This is a genomic window from Pelagerythrobacter marensis, assembly GCF_036700095.1.
Taxonomy (GTDB): domain Bacteria; phylum Pseudomonadota; class Alphaproteobacteria; order Sphingomonadales; family Sphingomonadaceae; genus Pelagerythrobacter; species Pelagerythrobacter marensis_A.
Genome location: NZ_CP144918.1, coordinates 2,590,575 through 2,612,800, shown reverse-complemented (window position 1 = coordinate 2,612,800; position 22,226 = coordinate 2,590,575). Strand labels below are relative to the sequence as shown.

Here is a 22,226-nt window from a genome sequence, read left to right as displayed (position 1 = left end):
GTCAGCCCTTGACGTTACCGGCCGGCGCTTTCGTTCCGCTGGACTTCGACGCATCCTTTTCTCCGTCGCGATCGGCCGGTGCGACATAACCAAAGGCGATGTCCGTCTCGGGCGATGGGTGCTCGTACTCGTCGCCCACCTTCTTCGAGTACTTCTTGCCATACTGATTCTGATGATCGCGCAGCGTCTTGACCTTCATGATGCTCTCCGTGTTGCGGTGAATTCGATCTCGCGGCGGCCGATCGGCGGCGCGGCAGTGATGTCCCATGTCGACCCGTCGAAGATGATCCGGAAACCGATCGGCTTCACCACGCGGGTTTTCGCGGTGGCGAGCACGAGGAATGACGCTGCCTGGCTCGCGCCTTCGCGCGCGGCCTCGCGCCGCTCGTCGCCGCGGCCGTAGAAGATCCGAGCCATTGGGGTGGCAAAGGAGACCCAATTTTCGACCGGAGCCCCCATCGCGTCTTCGCCGTCCTGAGCGCGCTGCTCGATCACGATTCTCCGATCGCGCTTGCCTGCGGGCGTCATAGCCAGATCCGGTAGTTCGTGATCAGTGCCTCGACCTGCATCGACATCGGGATCTTGGTCGACGTGGTGCTCGACGTCGTTTCGCGGTTTGCAAAAAGGTCGCCGGTCATCAGCAGGATCGCGGCCCACAGCGGCCTCGGCAACTGCTCATACCCCACGGCCGCAGTCACGCGGACCGCACTGGCGCGAAGCGCGCCCGCCGGCCACGTCTTTCCAAAGGCCGGGCGGACGCCCTGCTCGAGGCCCGCGCCGAACAGCTCGTAGTCGCCGCTCGCCAACACCTGCTCAGCGCCGGCCGCATCGTCGTATACGATTTCGGAGACCGCCTGTACTGGCCCAAGCGGCAATCGCCGCAGATCGGCAAAGCCGTCGGCGTGGAGCTGCAAGGTCTGTTCGGCCAGGCGCGTGCTCGTTACCGCCTCGAGCTGCTCGCGCGCGGCCGCGATGAAACTCGCAAGCAGAACGTCGAAATCCGGTTCGTCCGCGCCGATCGACAGGAATTCCTTCGCTTCGGCCACCGAAACCGGTTCGGCAGCCGGTGGCACAACGGCAATCGGCGCGGCCCATCCCATCGTTCAGGCCTGCTTCGCGTTGGCCGTCTTGCGATTTGACTTCCCATTCCCGGGCTGCTCGGCTTCGCCCTGCTCAATCTTCTCGGCCGCCTCCTTCTCGGCCGCCTCCTTCTCGGCCGCCTCCTTCTCGGCCGCGGCGATCTTCGCGCGGGCGGCCTTCTCTTCCTTCGGATCCTCGGCTTTCGCGAATCCGGCGTCGATCAGGCGTATCGCCTCCGCATCCGTTGCCGGTTCATGCGGATCGCCGCGGCTGAGGGTGACGGTGGGGCCGGACAGGCCGGTCAGCATAATGAGTCGCATCGGTAGCTCCTTCCCTTCATGGAACACCGGCCCGCCGGCGCTCTACGAAAAGCCGGGCGGAGCGGTTGCTCCGCCCGGTTTCGGTGTTGTGCTGGTTACGCGGCCGCCATCGCGAGGTGCTTCACCGCCGCCACGTCGGTCAGTTCGCCGTCGAAGCGGATCAGGCCGGCCATGCCGACCTTCGGCCAGAAGCGCTCGCGCACGGTGCCAATCAGCGGGCGGCCAACTTTGCGCACCATGTACGCTCCAAGGTCGCCGAAGATGACCGGCTTGGCGCTTGCGGCGATCGCCGGCACGTCGTCGTTCACGTGGTATTTTTTGCCCAGGATCAGATCCGGAGCGCCGACGCGAACATCGCCCATCTGCCAGAGGTAGTTGCCCTGGCCATCCTTCAGCTTCCGGATGGACGCGAGAGTCGTATCGGCGAACATCCAACCGCACTTCGGCGAGCGGCGGTAGGCGGCATTGACCGAATGCTGCAGTTCGATCAGCTCGTCCGCCGCGATCGCGGCCGCGGAGGCGGTAGTCTTGCCCAGGCTCGACGCGGTAACGACGCCGTTCGGCGCCGAGACGCCGAGGCCGACCGTCAGCTGCGCGTTTGCAAGGCGCCCGAGCCGCTGCCCGAGCTTTCCGCCGACAAAGCTTTCGATATTGAACGCGGAATCCTGCAGAAGCTCGAAGCTGATCTTCAACCACGGCGTCGCATAGACATACGCAGCGAGATTCTTCTCGCCGAATACCAGGTCACCGCTGCCATCGTCGGTCAGATCGGCCGCTTCGGCCAGCGCATCCGCCGAATTCCCCGTATCGTCGTTCGTCGGGATATCGAACGGATTGCCGCCACTGGTCACCATTTCGTCAGTCACGCCGGGGTCGTACATCGGGCCCCAGTCCTTCATCGTCTCGACGATCTTGTTCGCCAGCTCGGTCGGGACGGTGTAGCCGCCTGCTGCGGCATCGCCCGCCGTCTGGGCGCGGCTCTCGACGTAGCCCTTGCGAAGCAGGGCGCGCTGTTCGGGTTCGAGGGCGCTGAGTTCGCCACCGGCCCGAAGCGCCGCGTAGAATGCATCGCGATATTCGGCCTGCAGCTCTTCGTCGCTGCGCTCTTCGTCCTCGCCGCCGTCGACGCCGGTTGCGGATCCGTCGCGCCCGCTCGGACGCTGGCGGCTACGCCGCTCTTCCTCTTCCTGCTCGCGCTTGGCGGTCCGTTCCTCGCGCTCGATCTTCTTGTCGAGCGCATCGAGCTTGCCCATCACGGCATCGTGCCGATCTTCGGCGTCCTTGATCTTGGTCTCGTCGGTCTCGTTCTCGATGCCGTCGAGGATCGAGCGGGCTTCGGCCACCAGCTGGCCCCGCTCCTCGTAATACTGGGTGAGAATCATCTGTCTCTCCTGGACATGAAAAAGCCCGCCGGCGGCGGGCAACTAGGGCGAGAAGCGGGCCGCTTTCGCCACCTCCGGGTATCCCGGGATCTCAGATCCTGCGATCGCGCTGCGCGAGCTTCATGCGCCGCGCCGCAATGCGGCCGATCGCGCCGGCCTGATTGTGCTGCCGGCGCTCCTGGCGCGCATGTTCGAGGCTTCGCATCCCGACTTCAGTGTCGGGATAGGCAGGGAATGCCGTATAGGTGATCTCGTAAAGCTCGGCTTCGATGATCGTCCGCATCGGCGGATCCTGCGTTTCGTCCCACTCTTCCTTGAGCGCGCGAAAGCGGAAGCTCATGCCCTCGATGTCTCCGCGGTCGATCGACGTGGCTAGGTCGCGCCCGTCTTGCGTGTCGGGCAGGTCGTTCTCGAAGGCGAGACCTTTGTCATCCTCCTTGATGCGCAGCGTATCGCGGCTCATCCGCCCCATCGGCCGCCCGTCGTCGTGACTATGGAGCGCCACAACGTCGCGATCGCCGAGAGAATTGGTGAAGGCGCCTTTTGCGAACCGTTCCTGCCAGTATCCGCCGATCGAGGTCACATTGTCGAACAGACAGGCATAGCCTTTCGTCGTCTTGCTCCCCCCGTCGCCGCTGGCGAAGCGCAGCTCCAGGCCTTTGGTGAACGTGCGCGTCTCGCGCCCGTCAGTCTTCGGTGTCGGCGTTGCCATCCGCACCTTCCTCCTCTTCTTCCTCGTCGAGCGGCGAGCCGCCGTTGTGGCCTGGGCCAGGCATCGTTCCGAGCGGCACGGTCGCCTGCTGAACGTAGAGACGACCGCCCTCGCCGTTCGGATCCGGCGGCCGGTTTTCCAGCGCGCGGGCTTCGTCCGGCATCATCTGGCCGGTCAGGATCGCGCGGGCGAGCGCCTCGATGCGATCTTTGAAGGCGCCACGCTGCAGCCCGTCCAGGTTGTGCTTCACTCGGCGCCGCGGATTGCGCCAGCCGTAGAGCTTGAGCGTAAGTTCGTCCTCGAACGCCTTTGCCCATTGACCGATCAGGTGCTTCACGAGCTGCAAATCCTGCTGCTCGGTATTGCTGAAGGTGCCCTTCGACAGGTCACCCACGAATACCGGCGGCATCTGCCAGACGCGCGCGAGTTCCTGCACTTGAAACAGCCGCGCTTCCACCATCTGGCTCTTGCCCGGCTCGAACCCGATAGGATTCAGCTTGTGACCGGGTGGCATGCCGAAGAATGGCAGACCCGCCTTCTTCGCCGTGTCGATCGCGCGCTGGATGTCCGCCTGCGCCCGCTTGAAGGCGTCGGCGCCACTTGGCAGTGGCCCTTCGAGCGCGAGCGGCGGGACACCGCCGCCATTGAAAAACGATCCTGCGAAATCGCCCATTGCGACCGCGAGGCTGATTGCCTTGTTGCACTTCACGATAGGGCTATAGCTGCCCAGGCGATCGCGCTTCAGCATGAACGGCGTGTCGATGACATCGCGCGCCGGGTATTCGCGACCGTCGAAGCGGTAGATCTTGCGTCCGTCACGGCGCACAACCTGCGTCAGCGCAGGATCCATCGGCCAGATCGCGACCGGCCTTCCGCCGACACGCTCGATCCAGTTGCATCCGCGTCCGCCGGTGAAGACCTGATGCCAGTGATAGCACCGCCAACCAAAGCTGGTCTCTTCTTCGTTGGGCGCAAACGAGAGGAGCTGTGCCGACCGATCGTCAACGCGTTCGCCGTTCTCCCCGGATTCGAACGTGTGCAACGGCAGCGCAGCAAGCGTACGCGGGAGGAAATTGACGATCGACCAGACCGCCGGCACCTGCAGCGCCGCCTCGATCGACACAACGGGCAGTGCGTTGTTGCGATCGAGGACGCCGAGTAGCTGCATCAGCGCCTCGGGATTCTCGCTGAGCTTGTAGCTCGGGTCCTCAAGCGATCGCTTCTCGCTCTCCCGGCCGACCAGGCGCCGCCAGAAACTCATTAGTCTTCGGCCCCGGTCATCGAATACTCGGGATCATCCCACGGCGAAGTCGGCACGTGCTCTTCCTCCTCCGCCATCGCGACAGCGAGACCGGCGATCAGCGCCACCGGATTATCGATCTTGTCCTCTGCGCGCGGCTTGCGCGGATAGACGTTGTCTTTCGCGTCGGCCTGGGCGACGACGTTGTTCATCTGCCACTCCATGACTGGGCAACCGCCGTGAGCGATCGTCCTGGCGCGGGTGAGCGCGTCGAGTTCCTTCATCGGCTCGCTGAAGTTGAGGACGTTCGGGCGGACCTCCACGACCGGGATGCCCTCGTCCTGCATCTTCCTGACCAGGTATCTGGCCTGGTGCGGGTCGTAGGCGACTTGGTCGAGCTGGAATGCGCTACGTGCTTGGCGCAGCACCTCGAAAATCTCGTCGTAGTCGATCACTTCCCCGTCGGTGACGTTGAGCAGGCCCTGCGCATCCCAGTTCTGATACGCCTCTACCTTCAGCACCGTCTCTTCCGGCACGAAGTAGAATCCGAATCGGATGTACGGATCGTCGATCGTCGCCTTCGCGCCGATCGGCGGAAACAGCAGCTCCAGCGCGGCAATGTCGACCTTGGCAGCAAGGTCGAAACTGGCAATGCATCGCCGGCCGAGCAGCATCTCCAGCTCGAACGCCTCGACGGCCCGCATCGGCAGGTTCGGGTCGCGGCATCTTCGCCACGCTTCGATGTCGAAGTAGGCGGCCTTTGCCGCGACCCACAGGTTCAGATGCTTCGTCTTGAACGCGCCGGCCTTGCGCGGCGTGGCGATCGCGTCGCGCTGGCGCGCGAGCAGGAAGTCCGCCTTGACCGAGACATCGTAATTCGGATTCGCCTTCCGGAGCGCGGCCTCGCTTTTCCAGTCGTCGTCTTCGTCGATCGTGTACTCGACGAAGAATGTTTCGTCGTCGAGCGGAGGCCCGCCGTTGTGGCCGATGCCAGCGAGTTTGGCGCGCTCCTCCTGGATCGCGGCGTAGCATGGGCCCGCGAGGTTATCGCCGGCGGTCGTGATCAGGACCTGCAGGGGCTGCTCGCGTGCGCCCATGCCGGTCTGCATCGTGTTGACCTGCCCGTCGTCCGCGTGTTCGTGGTACTCGTCGTGGATCGAGCAGCTCGGGCTTTGACCGTCCCCCGGGTCCCCGATGATCGTTTCGAATTTGGAGTTGTCTGCAAAGCGAACCAGGTTCTTCGCGTTGACCTCGATGCCGGCCGCTTTCGTCAGCGCCGGCGTGCGCTTCGCCATGAGGCGCGCAGGCCCGAACACTTCCCACGCCTGCTTCTCGTTGGTCGCGCCGGAATAGACCTCGGCGCCGAACTCACCATCGGCACAGAACATGTAGAGGCCGATGCCCGCGGCGATCGCGGACTTGCCGTTCTTCCGCGGTACGACCACGAACAGGACACGGAAGCGGCGAAGGCCGTCCTTCTTCCGCAGCCACCCGAACGTGCAGGCAAGAATCCATACCTGCCAGCCTTCGAGGCGCAGCGTCTCCTTCGCTCGAGCCCACCGGCCCTTCGAGTGTGGCAGCCGCTCGATGAACTTGCAGGCGCGCGCCGCCTTCCCGGCGTCGAAGCGGAAGGGAAACTCTTTCTTCCGCTGGAGCTTCAGCTCGTCGAGGAACCTCGCGCACTGCAGCCGGATCGACTTGCAGGCAGGAATCTTCCCTTTGACGACGTCGCCGGCGTACTGCCGCGCCATCGCCGCATAGTCGCGCTCCTGCACATCAGTCTTCGGGCATTGCCTCGATCACCGTCTTCGTGCCGCGGCGCACCATCCAGTCAATGTAGCGGTCGGGCCGGCGGATCAGTCGGAGTGCGAACAGCACCACGCCGATGCGATACGCAATCCCAAACCACCAGCGCTTTTTCAGCCGGGCCGCCAAACGCGATCGTGCCATGTCACCTCTCAACTGAAAAAGTCGTCGAACGCGCCGGCCTCGGGCTTGCGGCCGCTGGCCAGGCGCAGCGCTGCGGCCGGGTTGAGCATCAGCTCGGCAAGCAATGACTGCGCATGGCGCATCGCCTCGTTCAGCATCGCCACTTCGGGCCGCGCACGGACCATCTTCGTGACGACGATCCGATCTCCCACTTTCTTGGCCGATTCGCTGGTGAACGTATCGCCCTCGATCTCGATGACAGACTGGTATCGCTGGATCTGCTCAAGCCGCTGCGCGAGCAATGCGACATGCTCCGCATAGTGCGGGCTCGCGCGCTGCTGCTCCTCGAGGATCCCGGCGATCGACTTGAAATGCAATTGAGCGAGGTCGCTCAGATGCAGAGGACATATCATCGGCGCGATCGGCGCCGGCTCGCCTACTGCGTTCTCCCGATCGGGTCGGTTGTTTCCGGTTAGCGCCTTCAGCGAAGGTTCCTTCCGCTTTCGGCCGCTGTTCGGCCGAGCGCCCCCTCGAGGCATCGCGCCAGCCCTCCCCTCGCCCCTTGCTCCGAGGCTCGAACTTTTTCACCTTTGAAATCGCCCGCGCGAGAATCTGATTAAAGCGTCGGTGTCCGGGCGAGAGGCCTCGCGAAATCGACCCTCCCCCCGGGGGCCGAACTCGCGAGGCCTCAGCTCGTCGACGCCAACCAATCCGCCTTAAGCTTCGCCAATCGCCGCGCGATGTCGGCCGGCGGGCCGTTCTTTCGCTCAGCGGCCGACTTGGCATCGTGGCAAGCGGTGCAGAGAGCCTGCTTGTTCCAACGCTCGTCGCTGCCGCCCCAGGCGAGCGGGATGATGTGGTCGACCACCGTGGCACGCACATGGAGCCCTGCGGCCAGACAGAGCCTGCAGAACGGCTCCTCGGCCAGAACCTGCGCGCGATCACGCATGCCGGCACGCCCGCGCTTGCGGCGATCCTTGCGGCCATCCTGCAGTTGCCACGGCTTTCGCTCACGCCAGCCCGGCGGGCGGAAGACTGGCGGTCGCATCGGCATCAGCCGTCGCAGACCTCGACGCCGTAGTTCTGGAGGTCCCGCTCGAGCGAGGCCTTGCGGCCGCGGAGCTCGGCGAGAATTGCAGCCTTGGCAGCGGCCTTCAGGGCGTCGTCCTGGTATCGGCCGGCGAAGGTGATATCGAACAGATCGCTCTCTACGATGCCGATGTCGGCGTCGATCCGACCGAGCGCCTCCGCTGTGCGTCGCACGATGGGCAGCATCGACAGCTTCATTGGCCGCTCCTCGTTCCGGCCTGCTCGGCACGCTTTACGAAGAACCTGTCTTCGCCGCCTGCCTCGTCGAAGCCGAGCTCCACGAGCTTGGGCTTGTGCTTGCCGTCTAGCGCCTTCAGCGTTGCAGCACGGTCGATCGACCATTTCTCGCGCAGGAAGGGCTTGGCCCAGCGCAGACCGCGCATGAGCTCGACCACTGCGCTTTCATCCCCGGCGATCGCCAGCGACTTGCGCGTTGCTGTCGTGCCAATGACACACCCGCCGAGCTCGATCGACTTACGCTTGCCGTCGAGGAGCGCCTTGCCTGCCTTCTTCCACCAGGGCTCGAGCTTTTCGGCGATCACATCGCGCTGCGCGATCAGATCGTTGGCGGCCGTGTCGGCGCGCGCATTGATCGCGGCGATCGAATCCTGACGGTCGGACTCGATGTCGGCGATCTGGCCCTCGAGGACGGCGAGCTTCTCGCACAGGGCTGTGGCCTGCTCGACCGTGCGGGGTTGGCGAATGGTGTCCATCAATCCTCCTCGAGCGTGAGCAGTTCGGCCGTCACCGTGAGGTGCGGCGGTTGGGCGACGTGCTTGCTTTCGGTCACCTGCGCCTCGACCACCGTCACACCAGGCACCGCGAAATGGCGAATGGACAGGCCGGCGATCAGCCGTTCACCGCCTTCGATCTCGGCTAGGCCCTCGAACTCGACGCACATCTGGTGACGCGCGCCACGGAACGTGCCGCTCTGCCATTTGCGCTGACTGTGCCAGGCCATGCGGCCGGCACCGCCGGCAAGCGCGAGCAGCTGCTCGATCAACCTGCGGTCGGCCAACACCTTGCGGCCGATCGCGGGGTCGAAGCTCGGACCTGTCACAGGATTGTGCCCTCAGGCAGGCCGAATACCTGCCCGGAGCGCGCCGCGGCATCTCGGCCGGCGCGAAGCTCCTCGAGGACCTGGCGTAACCAGGCGGGCGTTACGGTGACCGGTCGACCGCCTTCAGCGTCCGCCAGCGTTTGCTCGAGCTTGCCGAGGTCGATCACGCGCGCCGTCCCTCACGGAACGCGCCGCGGATCTCGGCGCCAATCGCGCCTGCCCGCTCTTCCAAATCGTCGTAGTGGCGCTGGTTTCGGATACCGAGACGTACCTCGGCCATGACGCTGTCCAGCGCATCGACCTGCTCGTCGAGCAGCTGCTCGAGTGTCGGCCGAATTGTTTGCGATCGGGGAGCTGCAGCCATTCGCATGGGGCGCTTCTCCTTCGGATATGAAAAAGCCCGCGCTCCCCGGGGCAGGATGGGGGCACGGGCTTCTCGGGTATTGCGCAGAGGGCCAGGAGGCCGATGGACGCAATTGTCGCGGGGTCGAAATAGGCCGATTCGGTCACATTTCGGCAGGGTGGAATTTGGGCTGAGCGGATTTTTCTTCGTCAGAGGATGCCCGCCTGCGCCGCCAGCATCGTCGCTTCGTCGATCTCGTCGCAGGCTTTCCCGATATAATCCGGCCATAGATTCAGCGCGTCGCGCAGCCGCGTTCGGGCTGTCTCTTTGCGCATCCGGAACAGCCGCGCGGCCTCGCTACAGCTCATGTCGTCGACGATCATCGCCAGCACCGGTGCCGCGCCGCCGCGCTTGCGCGCGATGGAGGCGCGCCATCGGCCGTAAGCGACCTCAGCACGCACCGCGCCCAGTCGTTCGAAGAACCCGCCATCATGCGGTCGGCCCTGGTCAACGCGTGTCTCGAGGCTGACCGTGCCGATTCCGACGTCGGCGCCGATCCGCTCTGCCACCGACCGGATCGATTGACTGCTGGCCAGCTGCTCGATTGTGAGCTGTCCCGCCTCATACATTCTCATGAGTGAGCCCTGTTGCACTCGAGCGGCCTTCTGGTGCGTCTCGACCGTTCCGTTCTGCTTGTGTCCGAACTCGCGCTGCTTAGCCCGATTTTCCTGCCGCAATCGCTTTTCGTCTCGGGCGAGCGCCGGGTGCAGCCTCTTCCAGTTCGTGTGGATCGCTTCGCGCCGCTGCTGGCGCGCTACCGCCAGGCGCTTGCCCTCAGGGCTGATCGACCTCGTTGCCATCGCTGTCTCCGTCCAACGCCCCGGATTCGGGATAGTCGAGCACGATCGGATCCTGCAGGGGGGAATTCCGGCCGCCCGTTTCGGACGGGGGACCATGAACACGCGCGCCCTCCGGATCGATCGTCCAGCCGAGCTCGCGCAGCTGTCGCAGAGCCTCGTCGCGTGTGGATGGCAGTTTCAGCCCCCGCGGGCCTGGCGAACGCAGCAGGAGGCCATCCTTCGCCAGGCTGCGCAGCGCATCCCGCACCCGGGTGCGCGTGGTGTCGAGTGCGTTGACAATCTCGCCCTGGCTCGGGCTGACACTATAGGTCTCGATGTACTCGCGCACGAAAGCGAGCACGAGCAGGCGGAAACTCGCCATCTCGGGTGCGAGCCGCGGCGGCTCACTCGCATCGATGTTCGGCGATCGGCCCACTTGCGCCCCGTCGCCCCCCATTCACGGGAACATAGCGGGAATCTGCTGGAATTCCAGTCTCAACGCTGCGGAGCCTCCTAAAGATCAAAGGGCGTAGTGTCTCCGTTTGAAATTTGACGTTCGGTCGAGCCGTTCCCATGTTATGCTTAGCGCGAAGCATGGAGGCAGGATGGCTGACGAGAAGGTGGACAACGAAGTCTTTGAGCTGATCGCCAGTGCCATTCAAACGGCGAACCTGGACTTTCCCGATACGGGTGATGGCTCACAGTGGGACCAGCAAATGAAGTCCAATGAGGAAAGCCGCCACTTGGCGCGTGCCGTTTTGGAGCGCCTTTGGGCGAAAGGTTACGAAATCGGGGCTAGGTCAGATGCCTAAGCCTCGAATTGCAATGCCGATCTTAGGACTCGGCTTAGTCGAACTGGACACCTTCGCTCGCAAGTATCTCCTCGATTTCAGCCACATCCTGCTTCTCACGTTCCAGCGATTCGTGCGTGATATCCCTCGTCTCTCCGTTTCTGACGATCCTAACTTCCAAGTTCGAGGTGGTCATAGCGTCGATCTGTTCAAGCTTCAGCTTCCGCTGTTTGCGAAGATATGCTTCCCAAGTCATTTTAAACCTCCAGTGTGATGATCGGCATTTGGGTCGCCCAATAGCAGCAGTTTGACCGCGGCGGATACTCCCTCCGCCGCGATCGCGGTGCAGATACGCGCGCGCGCGCGTATCTCCAGGATTAGGGACAGCAATGATACCCCCGCCGATACCCCCGGATTATCCGCTACCTGGTCCGCCCGGGAGCAGCCTGGCCTCGCAGGTTTCATGGTCGACGCGAGCATAAATCCGCTCGACGTTCATCCCGCCAAACCCGTTCTCGGCGCGGAACGTCATCCAAAGACCATGCTCTCCGTTGTCATTGCCATAGATCTCGGTTTCGACGTGTTCGAAGCTGCTGGGGTTTCGCATCCTGTCCTTCACCTGGCGGACAGTGCTCCGGTTGGAGCCGTCCCAGTCCGAGAGGCAATGCAGACCCTTTTGGCGGTCTGCGATCTCATCGGATGTTGCAGTATCTTCGGACGAGCCAGCTACTGCAGCCTTCCACTCATCTTGAGAAGCACGCTTCGCCTTCGCGACCCGTTGCTGCTCGGCGTACCCCTCTGGATCAACGATGTTGTGGATTACGTTCAACGCTATTGCCGCAGCGATGAAGCCGGCGAAGCCCAGGCAACCGATCTTGAACCAATTAGGCCCCTTTGGTCGGCCCTCCGAATCCAATGTCTTGTTCCCCCCTGTATGCGTCGCGATTGTCATGAAGGGTGCTCTGGCGGACGCGTCGGGCCAACGAGCGCGTAAGTCTCAATACCGCCTTCCGATCATCCGGATCCAGAGCGCGCATAGCTTCCACCCAGTCACGCTCGGCGCTCGAAAGCGGTGCCTCGCTGTCCCCCTCCATGTGCTCGCTCTCGCCAAGCAACCATGGAAGCGAGACACCAAGATGTGACGCAATCCGTGGCAGCAAGCGAGAGTTCGCCGTCTTGCCCAAGACGATCTTGCTGATCGCGCCCTGCGTAACGCCGATTTCTCGCGCGAGCTCTGACTGGTCGGTCGACCTGAGACGCATGGCCTCGGTCAGTCTGACCGCAGTTACACTCACGTGACAGCCCATACCGGGAAAAATATTCCCGGTGGAATGGAGAGTGGGATTGACTCGCTAATACTTTGGGAATATCCAAATCTCATGAACGCGCTTCCCACCCCGATTTCCCCTGCAGAAGCCTTCGCGCTCGCCGTCGAAAGAATCGACGGTGGACAGACCGCCATGGGCAAGCTGTGCGGCAAGACACAAGGCGCCGTATCAAAGCGATTGGCCGCCAAACGCGAAATTTGGGCAGAGAACGTTCGAGACGTCGAAGCCGCCACCGGCATCTCCCGCCACGATCTCCGCCCCGACCTCTATCCGCGCGAGGATTCGCCCGCGCAGCCGCCCGCCGGTGTCCCCTCCTCGCCGGCGGGCGGGTCCAGTTCGGCTCTCGAAGGTGTTCGCGCATGACGGGCTCCTTGCCATTCGAGCCTATCGTGCCCGTGCTCGACGCGCCGCCACGATCGTCCGCCCGCTTTACTGCACAACCCATCCCCGCGGTGTCCTCTCAGGCCGCGGGCGCGGGGGCGCGCCGCTACTGTCCTGGCTCTGCCGCACCCGCGCATACGGGCGGCAGCGGATCACCGAATGGCGAGGTTCGGTGACCAAGCGGCGCGCCCCCCTTTCGATCGACGAGGCGCTCGTCCGCATCGCCGCGCAGATCTCCGGCGGCTATTCCGCCATGGCCGAACTGGTCGAACTCTCATCCTCTCACGTCCGCGCCTGGGGCGACCCCGATCGTCGGGAGGAAATCCCGGTGAAGCACGCGATCACGCTCGATCTCGCTTTCCAGGAACACGGCGGCGCCGGCGCCCCGATATTCGAGACTTATGCCGCGCGCCTCGAACTCGCGGAAGTGCGCAAGTTTGCCGATCGCATCGAACTGCTCGCGCACACGGCCGAAGTCATCAGGGAAGGCGGAGAGGCGCACAGTGCACTCGTCCGCGCTTGCAAGCCGTGCGCCGGCCCTGCCGAACACCGCGATGCCCTGGCCGAGGCGAGCGAAGCGCGCGACGTCCTGACCCGCGCCATTGCCGCACTCGAAGCCGCGTCTTCGAATGCGGAGCTTGCCCGCGCCCCTCCCTGATACTCCGCGCGGCCGGGCGGGATCGTTCCTGCCGGCGGCCGCATCCTTGGGGGCGGGTGGCCTGTCCGAACCCTTTGCCGGCCCGCCCCTCCTTTTCCCGCCTTTCAGCACCGGCGCGCAATCCGCGCGGTCCGGAGCGATTTCTCACGTCCTGCTCGGGAGCCGATAATGGTCAACGCCGCACCGCAATCGCCCGCGATGTCACCCGGAACCTACATCCGCAAACGGCGCACGATGGCCGGTGTCAGCGTCGCCCAGGCATCTGGCGCCCTCGCCGCGCTGGAGATCCTCGCGCATCGAACCGTCCGCGGCCGGATCGGCCAATTGCAACAGCGCCTCGCCGCGGCCGAGGCGGACAGGGATCACTTCACGCTCTGCGAAGCGCAGATCCTGCGCAATGTCTTTCCCTTCGATCCCAACGTCTACGAGCAGCTGGTCGATTTCCACCTGGCCGGCCCGGGCGCCGCCCTCCCCGAACCGCAGATCTGCCGCAATTGCGCCTGCAGCTATTTCGACGCCTGCATGGGCACCGACGGTCCCTGCGCCTGGCACAGCGACGATCTCTGCACCGTCTGCGCGAATACCGGTGGGGCGGAACACGTGAACCGCCACCGGCCGCTGCGGCTCATCGCTGAATCGACGATGGAGACTGCATGATGTTCGGCCTGTTCAGGAAAAATCCGGTCCCGCCCCAGCTGCGCGACGAGCGGAGTTGGAACGAGGACTGGCAGGTCGGCGACCTGGCCCGCTGTATCCAACCCTTCCCGGATCGCCCATTTGCACGAGGAATTGCGCGCGGAACTCTCCTGCGCGTGTCCGGCCTGGATGAAGGTGAGGCAATCGACGACCCCGGCCTTCTCATCAGCGGCCTGGCCTTCGAGGGCCGGCCGGCTCGCCTGTTCTATGCCTGCATCGGCTTCCGGAAAGTCCGTCCGACGCAGGAAGCCTGCGACGAGGCCTTCGCCCGAAAGCTCCGCAACGCTCTGACCGACAAGCCCGAGAAGGTGGCGGCGTGATGTCCGGCGGTGTCGACCCGTTCGCAGGGGATGCGCGCCGCCGTATCGCCTTGGCTGCCGCGCTGCTGAGCCTGATCGCACTGGGCCTTGCCCTCGCCACTCTGTGGGAGACCTACCGATGAAGAAATTCGCCACTCTCGAGTTCCCCGACTTTCCGCGCGCGGACCTGCGCGCCCATTTGCTCTCCTGTGAGGGCAACATTCCCGCGAGCGCCGTCGACGAGATTGTCGATATCGCCTGCCATGCTGCTGCCTCCGCGCGAACGAGCATGCTCGAAGTGCTCGATCGGGCGAGCAACCCCATGATTTCGATGACGGCGTTCGGCCTTGCCGCATCGCTTGCGCTCCACGACGCCGAGCGCATGCGGGAGGGGCTAAAGGCAGCTGCTCAGCGCGAAGGTGTCACCTTCTTCGAGGGGCAGCTGGAGAAGGCTCATGGCTGAAGCCACCGACGATCGCCTGCGCCTGCTGATAGAGCGCATCGAACGCCTCGAGGAGGAAAAGAAGGGCATCGCCGACGACATTCGCGATGTCTACGCCGAGGGAAAGGCCGTCGGCTACGACAGCAAAATGATGCGCCAGATCGTTCGGCTTCGAAAGATGAAGCCGGACGATCGCGCGGAAATGGAAGCGACCCTCGAGACCTATAAAGCCGCACTGGGGATGAGCTGATGCGGTTCCCCTTCTTCTCCAGGCGCCACCGCCCTCCCCCTACGTCGCCATCGCAACCCATCCTCCCCCTCGACGAGCGCGATCAGCGCCTTCTCGATCTGCACCGCCGCGAACGGGCCGCGCGCGGCCTTTCCCCGCCGAACGGAGACCAACGGCCATGACCGAACAACGAACCTACACCCATGCCGAACTGGCGATCTCGCCGCTCAACGTCCGCTACAACGAGGAGGATTGCGCTGCGGTCGAGGTGCTCGCCGCGTCGATCGTCGAAGAGGGGCAGCTGCAGCAGCTGCTGCTCCATACCGCGCCGCCGAAGGCAAAATGGGCCGGAAAGGCCAAATTCGGTGTCTGGGCCGGCGGTCGCCGCTGGCGCGCCATCGGCCTGGCGATCGCCGACGGTCGTCTGCCGGCCGATTTTCCGATCAAGGCCGAACTGCGCGACGAACCCGAGGGCCAGATCGTTCTCGACTCGCTTGGCGAAAACCTGCTGCGACGCGATCTTCGCGGTTACGAGGTGCACAAGGCGATCGCCCGGGCGGTCGAACTCGGCGAAACGGTCGAAGCGATCGCGACCCGGATCGGCCAGTCGCCCGACTGGGTGCGCCGACAACTGCGTCTCGGCCAGCTGCAGCCGGAGATATTCGACGCCTATTCGGCCGGCGAAATCTCCTACGATCAGGCCCAGGCCTATGCTGCAACCGAGGACACCGATTTGCAGCGCGCCGCCTGGCTACATTTCCGGTCGCTATCGACGTGGGAAGCATCTCCGGTCAAGATTCGCGCGTTCCTCAAGGTGGGCGATCGGGAACTCGGTCGCCTTCTCCTGTTCGTCGGCGAAGCGATCTATCGATCTGCCGGCGGCCGGTTCGAGCTGGACCTCTTTGCCGACGGCCCGGATGACGCGCCCTGGCGCGGCCGCGTAACCGACGAGACGCTGCTCCGCCGCCTGGCCGAAGAAAAGTTCGAAGTCCTGCGCAATCAGGTTCGCGAGGACGTGCAGGACCGCGATCTTCGCTTTCAGGCTTCACCGCCCACGATTGCCGGCTATCCGGACGTCCAGCTCGAGATTTCGGCTACACGCCGAAAGGATCGGCTGCTGCTGCCGAAGGAAGCGCAGGGCGCCGATATTGTCGCCACGATCGAGATCGACGACGAAGGCGAGTGGGAACCGCGCTTCTGGTGGGCGAGCCGCAAGGCGCGCAAGGCTGCGCAGCGCGCCGTCGCCAAACCCGGCCAATCGCCGGCGCGTGACGCCGACATTGCCCCGATCTGCGGCGAGGCGATCGACAACCCGGACAGCACTTACGGCCAGCGCGCGCGCGAGATCGTGCGGGACGAACATGGTCTGACGGCCGACGGACTGCAGGTCGTTCGCTCGCTCCGCCGCGAGATCCTGCGCGCACTTCTCATACGCGACGCTGCGCTCGGCGGCACCCTCGCACGCGACTATCTCACCTGGGCCCAACTCCGCATCGCCCTTGCCGATTCTTTCGGCGGCGGCCGCAAGAGCGCGGTCGGGGCCCGAGGCCTCGCCGGGGAAGAATGGGCGTACGCGCGAGACGCAGAGCCGCGCGACAAGGTCAAATCATGGGTCGACGATACGGTCGCCCACCACCTCTGGCATGAAGCGCTCGGCGACGTGAGTTCGGCCGAATGGATGGTCGACCCCGACCCGGTGAGCTCTTTCGTCGCCTGGCTCGAACTTCCGGAAGGCGAGCGCCACCTGGCCGAGGCCGTCCTCGCCGGCCTCGCGCTGGAACGCAGCGCGAATACGCCGGGATGGCGCATCGCCGTGCACGACGAACTCGCACAGCGGGCCGACGGCGATGCAGAGGCGCTGCGCATCCTGTGGCAGCCGACCCCGGCATTCGTCGGCCTGTTCGGCAAGCTCCAGCGCCTCGCCATGGCGCAACCTTTCGTCGATCCGGACGCATTCAAGTCCTGGCACAAGCAAAAGGACAAGGCCGTATCCGGCGCCGTCTCGGCCGCGCTGCAGGGCGAATGCGGCGGCTCGCAGTCCGCTGCCGCCAAACGCTGGGTCCATCCACTCCTTTCCTTCGGCGAGGGTAGTCCTCGCGGAGCCGAGGACGGCGCGCGCGCAAAGCGCGGTAAGAGGGCATCCGCCACCAGCCGGCCCTCCGAAGCGCTGGAGCCGGCCGAATGAACCTCGTCGCCGACGCCCGGGCTTTTGCCGAACGCTACCGGGACGCAAAGCGCCTCTCCGGGACGGCGATGGCCAACCTTCCCCACCGCAAAACGGTCGCGGCCATGTCGCAGCCGCAAACCGCAAACGACCGTCGCCCGCCGCGCGAAAACCGTGAGCCGTGCCCTTTCTGCGCGACCCGTGGCGATCTCGGCTGTTGCCACTTCGCTCCGTTCAAGGCGGCGCCGGAATGACGTGCGATCTGATCAGCCTTCCGAATGGCGGGATCGCGATCGTTTGCGGATCCGGGCGCCGCCGGCGCTGTAACTGCGGGCGGCCGGCCAATCTCCTCTGCGATTGGAAAGCGCCGGAAACGCGAAGCGGAACCTGCGATGCACCGATCTGCGGAAACTGCGCGACGTCCCCTGCCCCCGGAAAGGATCTGTGCCCGGAGCACGCGCAGGCTTTCGAGGCCTGGAGAGCAGCGCGCGCCGCCCGGCAGCGCGGGCGCGCTCGAACTGAGAATGGGAGCGACTGATGACAAACGCAACCGCATTCCCGCTGACCTGGCCCCTCGGCCGGCCGCGCACGCCGCCCCAGCGTCGCAAATCGGCGACATTCGGCCGCGCCGACCACTCGGGCAGCTGGACCAGCAAGAAATCCCTGTCGATCGCCGACGCGCGCCTGCGCCTTCAGCACGAGCTCGAGCGCCTCGGCGCAAGCGACATCATACTGTCGACAAACGTCGAACTGCGCCTCGACGGTTTGCCCCGCTCCAACCGTCGCCTGCCGGACGATCCCGGTGCCGCGCTCTATTTCCGCCTCAACGGTCGCGACACGGCAATGGCCTGCGACAAGTGGGACAGGGTTGCCGACAACATCGCCGCAATCGCCAAACACATCGATGCTCTGCGCGGCATCGAACGTTGGGGCGTCGGTAGTCTTGAGCAGGCGTTTGCCGGGTTCCAGCAGCTGCCCGCTCCCGAACAGTGGTGGCAGGTCCTGGGCGTAAAGCCCGACGCCACTCTCGAACAGATCGACGCCGCCTGGCGCGCGAAGATGGCCGAAGCCCATCCCGATCGCGGCGGCTGCGAGGAAGTCGCCAAGCGCCTCAATTGGGCGCGCGCGGAGGGTCGCAAACAGTGAGCAACCTGGGGAGGTCCGAGAATGCTGTTGATCCGCTCGAGAACGCACACCTGCCGCGATCTATGGGGCATCTACCAGGTGAAGGTCTGGAAGCTCGGGCCAATCGTGATCTGGCGGAGGCCGGCGGGGAGAGGCCTCGCGAAATGAAGCACTGCGAAGCGTCTCACCTGCCACCTCAGAACACCCCATTTCACCGCATGCGCGCCGAACTCGTCCGTCGCGGATTTCTACGGAACGTGGACGGCAAGTATCGACTGACCGATGCCGGGCACGCGCGCGTCGATCGCATCAAGGCGGTGGTCGGACAGCCGCGCCGCAAAGGTTCCCCATGAGCACCACGGACGAGCACGACATGGATCGTCTTGCCGATCAGCTGGCCGAAGGCCGCTCACTTCAAGTCGCCGCGACGCGCTTGGGGATATCGATCTTCCGAGCTGAGGCACTTTTCCACCGCATTGTCACTCGCCTCGGTCGCCAGGCCGAGCATTGACTGGAGACCACCGCAATGACCGAGACCGCCTCTCTCGACCGCCCGATCGGCCGCCTCCTCAAGATGAAGGACGTGGTTGCCGAAACCTCACTTCACCGCACCACAATCTACCGACGGATCGCCGAGGGCGAATTTCCCAAGCCGGTGCCGATCGGCGGCGGCCGAGTCGCATGGCCGGAGTGTGAAGTGGAAGCCTGGAAGCGTCGCCAGCTCGAGCACCTCGACCAGGCCTAGCAGTTCGCATTTGGGGGCATCCCTGGGGGCACACTTCCATCACTTCAAGAGCAAAAACGTTACAACACGGGAGTTTAACGATGCAAACCGAATCCAACTCGGGGAGCCACTCGGTAGCGGACGTGAAAAGGGCGCGGCGGGCATGTCCCTCCGCGCCCTTTTTCATGTCCGCAAGGGCGGCTCCTGCAATGCCTTACCCGGCGGCGCCGTGGCAATGCTTGTACTTGCTGCCCGAACCGCACGGGCATGGCGCATTGCGGCTGATGTCCATTCCGGCATAGGGGTTCTCGCTTACCGCCCCCCCGGGCCCGGCCGCCGCGCGCGGGCTGCCTGCCAGCGCGCCGAACAGGGCGCCGCGCGTTGCCGAGCCATCGCCGTCGGCCGAATTGTCCAGTCCGGTCAACGGATCGATATGTCCGGTCAGGAAATCGGGCAGGTCGGGCAGCGACTGCTGTTGTTGCGGGGCGATGCGCAGCTCGCTCTTGAGCAGGATACCGGTCACGTCCTCGCGCAGCTTGTGCAGCATCGATTCGAACAGGCCGAAAGCTTCCTGCTTGTATTCGTTGATCGGCTGCTTCTGCGCGTAAGCGCGCAGGAACACCACCTGCCGCAAGGCATCGAGCGTCGCGAGATGCTCCTTCCAGTGATAATCCAGCCGTTCGAGCAGGATCGACTTTTCCACCTGGCGCCAGATCGACGGATCGTTCTCGCCGATCTTGCGCTCCATGATCGCGTCGGTCTCGGCGCGCAGGCGTTCCTCGATCAACTCGGGCTCCAGGGTGTCTTCCTGCATCCAGGCGTCGATCGGCGGTTCGATCCCGAAGACGTCCGCAACCCGTTCCTTCAGGCCTTCGACATTCCACTGTTCGGGATAGGAGCCGGGCGGGCACGCCTCGCTGACGATCGCATTGACCGTGTCATGACGCATGTCGACCACCACGTCGTCGACGGTCTCGCTATCCATGATCTCGGCGCGCTGCTCGTAGATCACCTTGCGCTGATCGTTCATCACGTCGTCGTATTCGACGACCTGTTTGCGAATGTCGTAGTTGCGCGCTTCGACCTTCTTCTGCGCCGTTTCGATCGCCTTGGAAAGCCAGCGCGACCCGATCGCTTCGCCATCTTCCAGGTTGGAGTTCATCATCCGCGCAAACAGCGTGTCCGGCCCGAAAATGCGCAGCAGGTCGTCTTCCAGGCACAAGTAGAACCGCGAAAGCCCCGGGTCCCCCTGGCGGCCCGAACGACCGCGCAGCTGGTTGTCGATGCGGCGCGATTCGTGGCGTTCGGTGCCGAGCACGAACAGGCCGCCGGCTTCGAGCACCTTGTTCCGCTCGGCAGCGACTTCCTGCTTGATCTTCTCGATCGCGGCGTCGCGCTCCGGCCCTTCGGGCATGTCGCCCAGTTCGTCCTCGATCCGAAAATCGACATTGCCGCCGAGCTGGATATCGGTGCCGCGGCCGGCCATGTTGGTCGCAATGGTCACTGCGCCGAGACGGCCGGCCTGGGCGACGATGCGCGCCTCCATCTCGTGGAAGCGGGCGTTCAGCACGGCGTGCTTGACCCCCTCCTCGTCGAGGAATTTCGACAGCATTTCCGATTTCTCGATCGAAACCGTGCCGACCAGGACCGGCTGGCCGATCTCGCTCTTTTCGCGAATGGCCTTGGCGATGGCTTTGAACTTGTCGACCGTGTTCTTGTAGAATTCGTCGTCCTCGTCGATCCGCTGCACCGGCACGTTGGTGGGGATCTCGACCACGTTCATCTTGTAAATGTCCCAGAACTCCGCTGCCTCGGTGGCAGCCGTGCCGGTCATGCCGGAAAGCTTGGGATACATGCGGAAATAGTTCTGGAAGGTGATCGAGGCCATCGTCTGGTTCTCGGGCTCGATCTTGACCCCTTCCTTGGCTTCGACCGCCTGGTGCAGGCCGTTCGACCAGCGGCGCCCGTCCATCATGCGGCCGGTGAATTCGTCGATGATGACGACTTTCCCGTCCTTCACGATGTAATCGGTGTCCCGCTTGAACATGATGTTGGCTTTCAACGCCTGGTCGAGGTGGTGCACCACCTGCGTGTTCTCAACATCGTAGAGATTCTCGGTCTCGAGCAGGCCGGCTTCGGAAAGCATGGCTTCGACCTTCTCGATCCCGTCCTCGGTCCAGGTGATGTTCTTGGTCTTTTCGTCCGCATCGTAGAAGCTGTCGTCGATCTGCTTCACGATGGCGTCGATCGTGGTGTAGAGTTCGCTCTTGTCCTCGGTCGGACCGGAAATGATCAACGGCGTGCGCGCTTCGTCGATCAGGATCGAATCCACCTCGTCCACGATCGCATAGTTGAACGGGCGCTGCACCATCTGGCTGCGCTCGTGCTTCATATTGTCGCGCAGGTAGTCGAAACCGAATTCGTTGTTGGTGCCGTAAGTGATGTCGGCGGCATAGGCTTCGCGCCGCTGCTGCTCGTTAAGATTGGGTACGATAACCCCGACCGTGAGGCCCAGCCAGCGATAGAGCTGGCCCATCCACTCGGCATCGCGCCGGGCGAGGTAATCGTTCACGGTGACGACATGGACGCCCTTGCCCCCGATCGCATTGAGATAGGTCGCCAGCGTGGCCACCAGCGTCTTGCCCTCGCCCGTCCGCATCTCGGCGATTTCGCCGCGATGAAGGACCACGCCGCCGATCATCTGCACGTCGAAATGCCGCATGCCGAGCACGCGCACCGAAGCCTCCCGCACAGTGGCAAAAGCTTCGGGGAGAATGTCATCCAGCGTTTTGCCCTCTTCCAACTGGGCGCGGAACTTCGCGGTCTGCGCTTGCAGCTCTTCGTCGGAGAAGGCCTGGATCTGTTCTTCGAGCGCGTTGATCTGGTTGACGATCTTGCCGATCGATTTGACGTAACGCTCGTTCGCGGAACCGAAAATGGATTTGGCTATGGTCTGGAACATCGAGGGGCCCTGTCAGGACTGAAAATGAATGGATGCCGCCCGCGCGCATCTGGCGCGAGGGGCAGCGGATCGAACCGGAGAATGCGAAAGCGGCGCCTACTCGAAGGCGCGATCGGGGCCGAACTGGACGGTCGGAATATAGATCTGGATCGAGGCACAGCCACGGCAGCCCGATGCAGAATCGGATCTGGAAGGCACGCACCCGTTGCGCACGGCAGCCTCGCAACGCGATGCGCGGCCCGGCTGCATCGCCACGGCGCCCCCGCTGATCTCGGCACTCGTAGCCTGCGCGAACGCCGCATTGGCCGGCGCGCCGGCGGCGGCAAGGCCGGTAATCAGCGCAAGGCAGGCGAGAAGGCGGGTCAGCATCTCGTCGCAAGATAGGCGCTGTTCACCGGATCGTCCACCGCGAATGCCGGATTTACCCCCGTGC

General features: G+C 64.4%; 36 protein-coding genes. 13 read left to right on the top strand and 23 right to left on the bottom strand.

The window, feature by feature from the left end; all coding sequences use genetic code 11:
* Position 1: 1 nt before the first annotated feature.
* From V5F89_RS12450 to V5F89_RS12365, 18 genes are all read right to left on the bottom strand, one after another.
* Positions 2 to 199, bottom strand: coding sequence for a hypothetical protein (locus V5F89_RS12450; RefSeq protein WP_338445951.1), 198 nt, complete (start codon positions 197 to 199; stop codon positions 2 to 4).
* Positions 196 to 528: a phage head closure protein gene (locus V5F89_RS12445; protein ID WP_338445950.1), complete on the bottom strand. Its 333-nt coding sequence runs from the start codon at positions 526 to 528 to the stop codon at positions 196 to 198. Before V5F89_RS12445 ends, V5F89_RS12450 begins: the two co-directional genes overlap by 4 nt.
* Entirely contained in the window at positions 525 to 1,100 is a 576-nt protein-coding gene (locus tag V5F89_RS12440) for a head-tail connector protein (RefSeq protein WP_338445949.1), read from the bottom strand. Before V5F89_RS12440 ends, V5F89_RS12445 begins: the two co-directional genes overlap by 4 nt.
* Positions 1,101 to 1,103: 3 nt before the next feature.
* Positions 1,104 to 1,388 carry a hypothetical protein gene (locus V5F89_RS12435; protein ID WP_338445948.1) on the bottom strand — a complete coding sequence of 95 codons (285 nt, stop codon included), beginning with the start codon at positions 1,386 to 1,388 and terminating at the stop codon, positions 1,104 to 1,106.
* Positions 1,389 to 1,495: 107 nt separating this feature from the next.
* On the bottom strand, positions 1,496 to 2,782 hold the full coding sequence (locus tag V5F89_RS12430; protein ID WP_338445947.1) for a phage major capsid protein: 1,287 nt from the start codon (positions 2,780 to 2,782) through the stop codon (positions 1,496 to 1,498).
* 91 nt (positions 2,783 to 2,873) lie between these two features.
* The gene (locus tag V5F89_RS12425) at positions 2,874 to 3,494 is read right to left on the bottom strand and encodes an HK97 family phage prohead protease (RefSeq protein WP_338445946.1); all 621 of its coding nucleotides are present in this window, start codon (positions 3,492 to 3,494) and stop codon (positions 2,874 to 2,876) included.
* A complete protein-coding gene (locus tag V5F89_RS12420) occupies positions 3,469 to 4,662 on the bottom strand; it encodes a phage portal protein (RefSeq protein ID WP_338445945.1) in 1,194 nt (397 codons plus the stop codon). The genes V5F89_RS12425 and V5F89_RS12420 overlap by 26 nt, the downstream gene beginning before the upstream one ends.
* Before the next feature lie 92 nt (positions 4,663 to 4,754).
* Positions 4,755 to 6,509, bottom strand: a complete 1,755-nt coding sequence (locus V5F89_RS12415) for a terminase large subunit (RefSeq protein WP_338445944.1) — start codon at positions 6,507 to 6,509, stop codon at positions 4,755 to 4,757.
* Between the two features lies 1 nt (position 6,510).
* On the bottom strand, positions 6,511 to 6,684 hold the full coding sequence (locus tag V5F89_RS12410) for a hypothetical protein (protein ID WP_338445943.1): 174 nt from the start codon (positions 6,682 to 6,684) through the stop codon (positions 6,511 to 6,513).
* An 8-nt stretch (positions 6,685 to 6,692) separates the two neighbouring features.
* Entirely contained in the window at positions 6,693 to 7,076 is a 384-nt protein-coding gene (locus V5F89_RS12405; protein ID WP_338445942.1) for a P27 family phage terminase small subunit, read from the bottom strand.
* 275 nt (positions 7,077 to 7,351) lie between these two features.
* Positions 7,352 to 7,711 (bottom strand): HNH endonuclease signature motif containing protein, encoded by a 360-nt coding sequence (locus tag V5F89_RS12400; RefSeq protein WP_338445941.1) that lies wholly within the window; start codon positions 7,709 to 7,711, stop codon positions 7,352 to 7,354.
* A 5-nt stretch (positions 7,712 to 7,716) separates the two neighbouring features.
* On the bottom strand, positions 7,717 to 7,950 hold the full coding sequence (locus V5F89_RS12395) for a hypothetical protein (protein WP_338445940.1): 234 nt from the start codon (positions 7,948 to 7,950) through the stop codon (positions 7,717 to 7,719).
* Complete coding sequence (locus V5F89_RS12390) at positions 7,947 to 8,465, bottom strand: host-nuclease inhibitor Gam family protein (RefSeq protein WP_338445939.1); 519 nt, start codon at positions 8,463 to 8,465, stop codon at positions 7,947 to 7,949. The genes V5F89_RS12395 and V5F89_RS12390 overlap by 4 nt, the downstream gene beginning before the upstream one ends.
* Positions 8,465 to 8,812 (bottom strand): hypothetical protein, encoded by a 348-nt coding sequence (locus V5F89_RS12385; RefSeq protein ID WP_338445938.1) that lies wholly within the window; start codon positions 8,810 to 8,812, stop codon positions 8,465 to 8,467. The genes V5F89_RS12390 and V5F89_RS12385 overlap by 1 nt, the downstream gene beginning before the upstream one ends.
* The gene (locus V5F89_RS12380; protein WP_338445937.1) at positions 8,809 to 8,979 is read right to left on the bottom strand and encodes a hypothetical protein; all 171 of its coding nucleotides are present in this window, start codon (positions 8,977 to 8,979) and stop codon (positions 8,809 to 8,811) included. The genes V5F89_RS12385 and V5F89_RS12380 overlap by 4 nt, the downstream gene beginning before the upstream one ends.
* Positions 8,976 to 9,182 (bottom strand): hypothetical protein, encoded by a 207-nt coding sequence (locus V5F89_RS12375; protein WP_338445936.1) that lies wholly within the window; start codon positions 9,180 to 9,182, stop codon positions 8,976 to 8,978. Before V5F89_RS12375 ends, V5F89_RS12380 begins: the two co-directional genes overlap by 4 nt.
* Positions 9,183 to 9,364: 182 nt before the next feature.
* A complete protein-coding gene (locus V5F89_RS12370; protein ID WP_338445935.1) occupies positions 9,365 to 9,892 on the bottom strand; it encodes a hypothetical protein in 528 nt (175 codons plus the stop codon).
* Between the two features lie 97 nt (positions 9,893 to 9,989).
* Complete coding sequence (locus V5F89_RS12365; protein ID WP_338445934.1) at positions 9,990 to 10,376, bottom strand: hypothetical protein; 387 nt, start codon at positions 10,374 to 10,376, stop codon at positions 9,990 to 9,992.
* Positions 10,377 to 10,599: 223 nt separating this feature from the next.
* Between V5F89_RS12365 and V5F89_RS12360 the strand changes: the two genes are divergently transcribed.
* A complete protein-coding gene (locus tag V5F89_RS12360) occupies positions 10,600 to 10,806 on the top strand; it encodes a hypothetical protein (protein ID WP_338445933.1) in 207 nt (68 codons plus the stop codon).
* A 34-nt stretch (positions 10,807 to 10,840) separates the two neighbouring features.
* Here V5F89_RS12360 and V5F89_RS12355 read toward each other — a convergent pair whose 3' ends face one another.
* The 3 genes from V5F89_RS12355 to V5F89_RS13915 form a co-directional block, all read right to left on the bottom strand.
* Complete coding sequence (locus V5F89_RS12355; RefSeq protein ID WP_338445932.1) at positions 10,841 to 11,041, bottom strand: hypothetical protein; 201 nt, start codon at positions 11,039 to 11,041, stop codon at positions 10,841 to 10,843.
* Positions 11,042 to 11,200: 159 nt separating this feature from the next.
* On the bottom strand, positions 11,201 to 11,737 hold the full coding sequence (locus V5F89_RS12350) for a hypothetical protein (protein ID WP_338445931.1): 537 nt from the start codon (positions 11,735 to 11,737) through the stop codon (positions 11,201 to 11,203).
* Entirely contained in the window at positions 11,670 to 12,047 is a 378-nt protein-coding gene (locus tag V5F89_RS13915) for a helix-turn-helix domain-containing protein (RefSeq protein ID WP_425334388.1), read from the bottom strand. Before V5F89_RS13915 ends, V5F89_RS12350 begins: the two co-directional genes overlap by 68 nt.
* 117 nt (positions 12,048 to 12,164) lie before the next feature.
* Between V5F89_RS13915 and V5F89_RS12345 the strand changes: the two genes are divergently transcribed.
* The 12 genes from V5F89_RS12345 to V5F89_RS12290 all read left to right on the top strand — a co-directional run bounded on the left by V5F89_RS12345 (position 12,165) and on the right by V5F89_RS12290 (position 18,852).
* Positions 12,165 to 12,476: a transcriptional regulator gene (locus V5F89_RS12345; protein ID WP_338445930.1), complete on the top strand. Its 312-nt coding sequence runs from the start codon at positions 12,165 to 12,167 to the stop codon at positions 12,474 to 12,476.
* Between the two features lie 190 nt (positions 12,477 to 12,666).
* Positions 12,667 to 13,152 (top strand): hypothetical protein, encoded by a 486-nt coding sequence (locus V5F89_RS12340; RefSeq protein ID WP_338445929.1) that lies wholly within the window; start codon positions 12,667 to 12,669, stop codon positions 13,150 to 13,152.
* Positions 13,153 to 13,320: 168 nt separating this feature from the next.
* Positions 13,321 to 13,809, top strand: a complete 489-nt coding sequence (locus tag V5F89_RS12335; protein ID WP_338445928.1) for a hypothetical protein — start codon at positions 13,321 to 13,323, stop codon at positions 13,807 to 13,809.
* Positions 13,806 to 14,168 carry a hypothetical protein gene (locus tag V5F89_RS12330; protein ID WP_338445927.1) on the top strand — a complete coding sequence of 121 codons (363 nt, stop codon included), beginning with the start codon at positions 13,806 to 13,808 and terminating at the stop codon, positions 14,166 to 14,168. Before V5F89_RS12335 ends, V5F89_RS12330 begins: the two co-directional genes overlap by 4 nt.
* Positions 14,168 to 14,290 carry a hypothetical protein gene (locus tag V5F89_RS12325; RefSeq protein WP_338445926.1) on the top strand — a complete coding sequence of 41 codons (123 nt, stop codon included), beginning with the start codon at positions 14,168 to 14,170 and terminating at the stop codon, positions 14,288 to 14,290. The genes V5F89_RS12330 and V5F89_RS12325 overlap by 1 nt, the downstream gene beginning before the upstream one ends.
* Positions 14,287 to 14,610 (top strand): hypothetical protein, encoded by a 324-nt coding sequence (locus tag V5F89_RS12320; protein ID WP_338445925.1) that lies wholly within the window; start codon positions 14,287 to 14,289, stop codon positions 14,608 to 14,610. The genes V5F89_RS12325 and V5F89_RS12320 overlap by 4 nt, the downstream gene beginning before the upstream one ends.
* Positions 14,603 to 14,839, top strand: coding sequence for a DUF2312 domain-containing protein (locus tag V5F89_RS12315; RefSeq protein WP_338445924.1), 237 nt, complete (start codon positions 14,603 to 14,605; stop codon positions 14,837 to 14,839). The genes V5F89_RS12320 and V5F89_RS12315 overlap by 8 nt, the downstream gene beginning before the upstream one ends.
* A 157-nt stretch (positions 14,840 to 14,996) precedes the next feature.
* Positions 14,997 to 17,003, top strand: coding sequence for a ParB/RepB/Spo0J family partition protein (locus V5F89_RS12310; protein WP_338445923.1), 2,007 nt, complete (start codon positions 14,997 to 14,999; stop codon positions 17,001 to 17,003).
* Positions 17,000 to 17,236 carry a hypothetical protein gene (locus V5F89_RS12305; RefSeq protein WP_338445922.1) on the top strand — a complete coding sequence of 79 codons (237 nt, stop codon included), beginning with the start codon at positions 17,000 to 17,002 and terminating at the stop codon, positions 17,234 to 17,236. The genes V5F89_RS12310 and V5F89_RS12305 overlap by 4 nt, the downstream gene beginning before the upstream one ends.
* A gap of 283 nt (positions 17,237 to 17,519) precedes the next feature.
* The gene (locus tag V5F89_RS12300; protein WP_338445921.1) at positions 17,520 to 18,128 is read left to right on the top strand and encodes a J domain-containing protein; all 609 of its coding nucleotides are present in this window, start codon (positions 17,520 to 17,522) and stop codon (positions 18,126 to 18,128) included.
* 328 nt (positions 18,129 to 18,456) lie between these two features.
* Complete coding sequence (locus tag V5F89_RS12295) at positions 18,457 to 18,618, top strand: hypothetical protein (RefSeq protein WP_338445920.1); 162 nt, start codon at positions 18,457 to 18,459, stop codon at positions 18,616 to 18,618.
* Between the two features lie 15 nt (positions 18,619 to 18,633).
* Positions 18,634 to 18,852 (top strand): AlpA family transcriptional regulator, encoded by a 219-nt coding sequence (locus V5F89_RS12290; RefSeq protein WP_338445919.1) that lies wholly within the window; start codon positions 18,634 to 18,636, stop codon positions 18,850 to 18,852.
* A gap of 193 nt (positions 18,853 to 19,045) precedes the next feature.
* Here V5F89_RS12290 and secA read toward each other — a convergent pair whose 3' ends face one another.
* On the bottom strand, positions 19,046 to 21,793 hold the full coding sequence (gene secA / locus V5F89_RS12285) for a preprotein translocase subunit SecA (protein ID WP_338445918.1): 2,748 nt from the start codon (positions 21,791 to 21,793) through the stop codon (positions 19,046 to 19,048).
* Between the two features lie 96 nt (positions 21,794 to 21,889).
* Complete coding sequence (locus V5F89_RS12280) at positions 21,890 to 22,162, bottom strand: hypothetical protein (RefSeq protein WP_338445917.1); 273 nt, start codon at positions 22,160 to 22,162, stop codon at positions 21,890 to 21,892.
* Positions 22,163 to 22,226 lie beyond the last annotated feature (64 nt).

Coding starts and splice junctions, on each gene's coding strand:
- V5F89_RS13915 (WP_425334388.1), bottom strand. CDS start 12,047: ATGCGTCTCAGGTCGACCGACCAGTCAGAGCTCGCGCGAGAAATCGGC.
- V5F89_RS12320 (WP_338445925.1), top strand. CDS start 14,287: ATGAAGAAATTCGCCACTCTCGAGTTCCCCGACTTTCCGCGCGCGGAC.
- V5F89_RS12410 (WP_338445943.1), bottom strand. CDS start 6,684: ATGGCACGATCGCGTTTGGCGGCCCGGCTGAAAAAGCGCTGGTGGTTT.
- V5F89_RS12390 (WP_338445939.1), bottom strand. CDS start 8,465: ATGGACACCATTCGCCAACCCCGCACGGTCGAGCAGGCCACAGCCCTG.
- V5F89_RS12345 (WP_338445930.1), top strand. CDS start 12,165: ATGAACGCGCTTCCCACCCCGATTTCCCCTGCAGAAGCCTTCGCGCTC.
- V5F89_RS12355 (WP_338445932.1), bottom strand. CDS start 11,041: ATGACTTGGGAAGCATATCTTCGCAAACAGCGGAAGCTGAAGCTTGAA.
- V5F89_RS12435 (WP_338445948.1), bottom strand. CDS start 1,388: ATGCTGACCGGCCTGTCCGGCCCCACCGTCACCCTCAGCCGCGGCGAT.
- V5F89_RS12350 (WP_338445931.1), bottom strand. CDS start 11,737: ATGACAATCGCGACGCATACAGGGGGGAACAAGACATTGGATTCGGAG.
- V5F89_RS12300 (WP_338445921.1), top strand. CDS start 17,520: ATGACAAACGCAACCGCATTCCCGCTGACCTGGCCCCTCGGCCGGCCG.
- V5F89_RS12400 (WP_338445941.1), bottom strand. CDS start 7,711: ATGCGACCGCCAGTCTTCCGCCCGCCGGGCTGGCGTGAGCGAAAGCCG.
- V5F89_RS12315 (WP_338445924.1), top strand. CDS start 14,603: ATGGCTGAAGCCACCGACGATCGCCTGCGCCTGCTGATAGAGCGCATC.
- V5F89_RS12440 (WP_338445949.1), bottom strand. CDS start 1,100: ATGGGATGGGCCGCGCCGATTGCCGTTGTGCCACCGGCTGCCGAACCG.
- V5F89_RS12450 (WP_338445951.1), bottom strand. CDS start 199: ATGAAGGTCAAGACGCTGCGCGATCATCAGAATCAGTATGGCAAGAAG.
- V5F89_RS12325 (WP_338445926.1), top strand. CDS start 14,168: ATGTCCGGCGGTGTCGACCCGTTCGCAGGGGATGCGCGCCGCCGTATC.
- V5F89_RS12420 (WP_338445945.1), bottom strand. CDS start 4,662: ATGCAGCTACTCGGCGTCCTCGATCGCAACAACGCACTGCCCGTTGTG.
- V5F89_RS12330 (WP_338445927.1), top strand. CDS start 13,806: ATGATGTTCGGCCTGTTCAGGAAAAATCCGGTCCCGCCCCAGCTGCGC.
- V5F89_RS12405 (WP_338445942.1), bottom strand. CDS start 7,076: ATGATATGTCCTCTGCATCTGAGCGACCTCGCTCAATTGCATTTCAAG.
- V5F89_RS12280 (WP_338445917.1), bottom strand. CDS start 22,162: ATGCTGACCCGCCTTCTCGCCTGCCTTGCGCTGATTACCGGCCTTGCC.
- V5F89_RS12310 (WP_338445923.1), top strand. CDS start 14,997: ATGACCGAACAACGAACCTACACCCATGCCGAACTGGCGATCTCGCCG.
- V5F89_RS12425 (WP_338445946.1), bottom strand. CDS start 3,494: ATGGCAACGCCGACACCGAAGACTGACGGGCGCGAGACGCGCACGTTC.
- V5F89_RS12445 (WP_338445950.1), bottom strand. CDS start 528: ATGACGCCCGCAGGCAAGCGCGATCGGAGAATCGTGATCGAGCAGCGC.
- V5F89_RS12290 (WP_338445919.1), top strand. CDS start 18,634: ATGACCGAGACCGCCTCTCTCGACCGCCCGATCGGCCGCCTCCTCAAG.
- V5F89_RS12360 (WP_338445933.1), top strand. CDS start 10,600: ATGGCTGACGAGAAGGTGGACAACGAAGTCTTTGAGCTGATCGCCAGT.
- V5F89_RS12295 (WP_338445920.1), top strand. CDS start 18,457: ATGAGCACCACGGACGAGCACGACATGGATCGTCTTGCCGATCAGCTG.
- V5F89_RS12395 (WP_338445940.1), bottom strand. CDS start 7,950: ATGAAGCTGTCGATGCTGCCCATCGTGCGACGCACAGCGGAGGCGCTC.
- V5F89_RS12365 (WP_338445934.1), bottom strand. CDS start 10,376: ATGGCGAGTTTCCGCCTGCTCGTGCTCGCTTTCGTGCGCGAGTACATC.
- secA (WP_338445918.1), bottom strand. CDS start 21,793: ATGTTCCAGACCATAGCCAAATCCATTTTCGGTTCCGCGAACGAGCGT.
- V5F89_RS12375 (WP_338445936.1), bottom strand. CDS start 9,182: ATGCGAATGGCTGCAGCTCCCCGATCGCAAACAATTCGGCCGACACTC.
- V5F89_RS12305 (WP_338445922.1), top strand. CDS start 17,000: ATGAACCTCGTCGCCGACGCCCGGGCTTTTGCCGAACGCTACCGGGAC.
- V5F89_RS12430 (WP_338445947.1), bottom strand. CDS start 2,782: ATGATTCTCACCCAGTATTACGAGGAGCGGGGCCAGCTGGTGGCCGAA.
- V5F89_RS12335 (WP_338445928.1), top strand. CDS start 13,321: ATGGTCAACGCCGCACCGCAATCGCCCGCGATGTCACCCGGAACCTAC.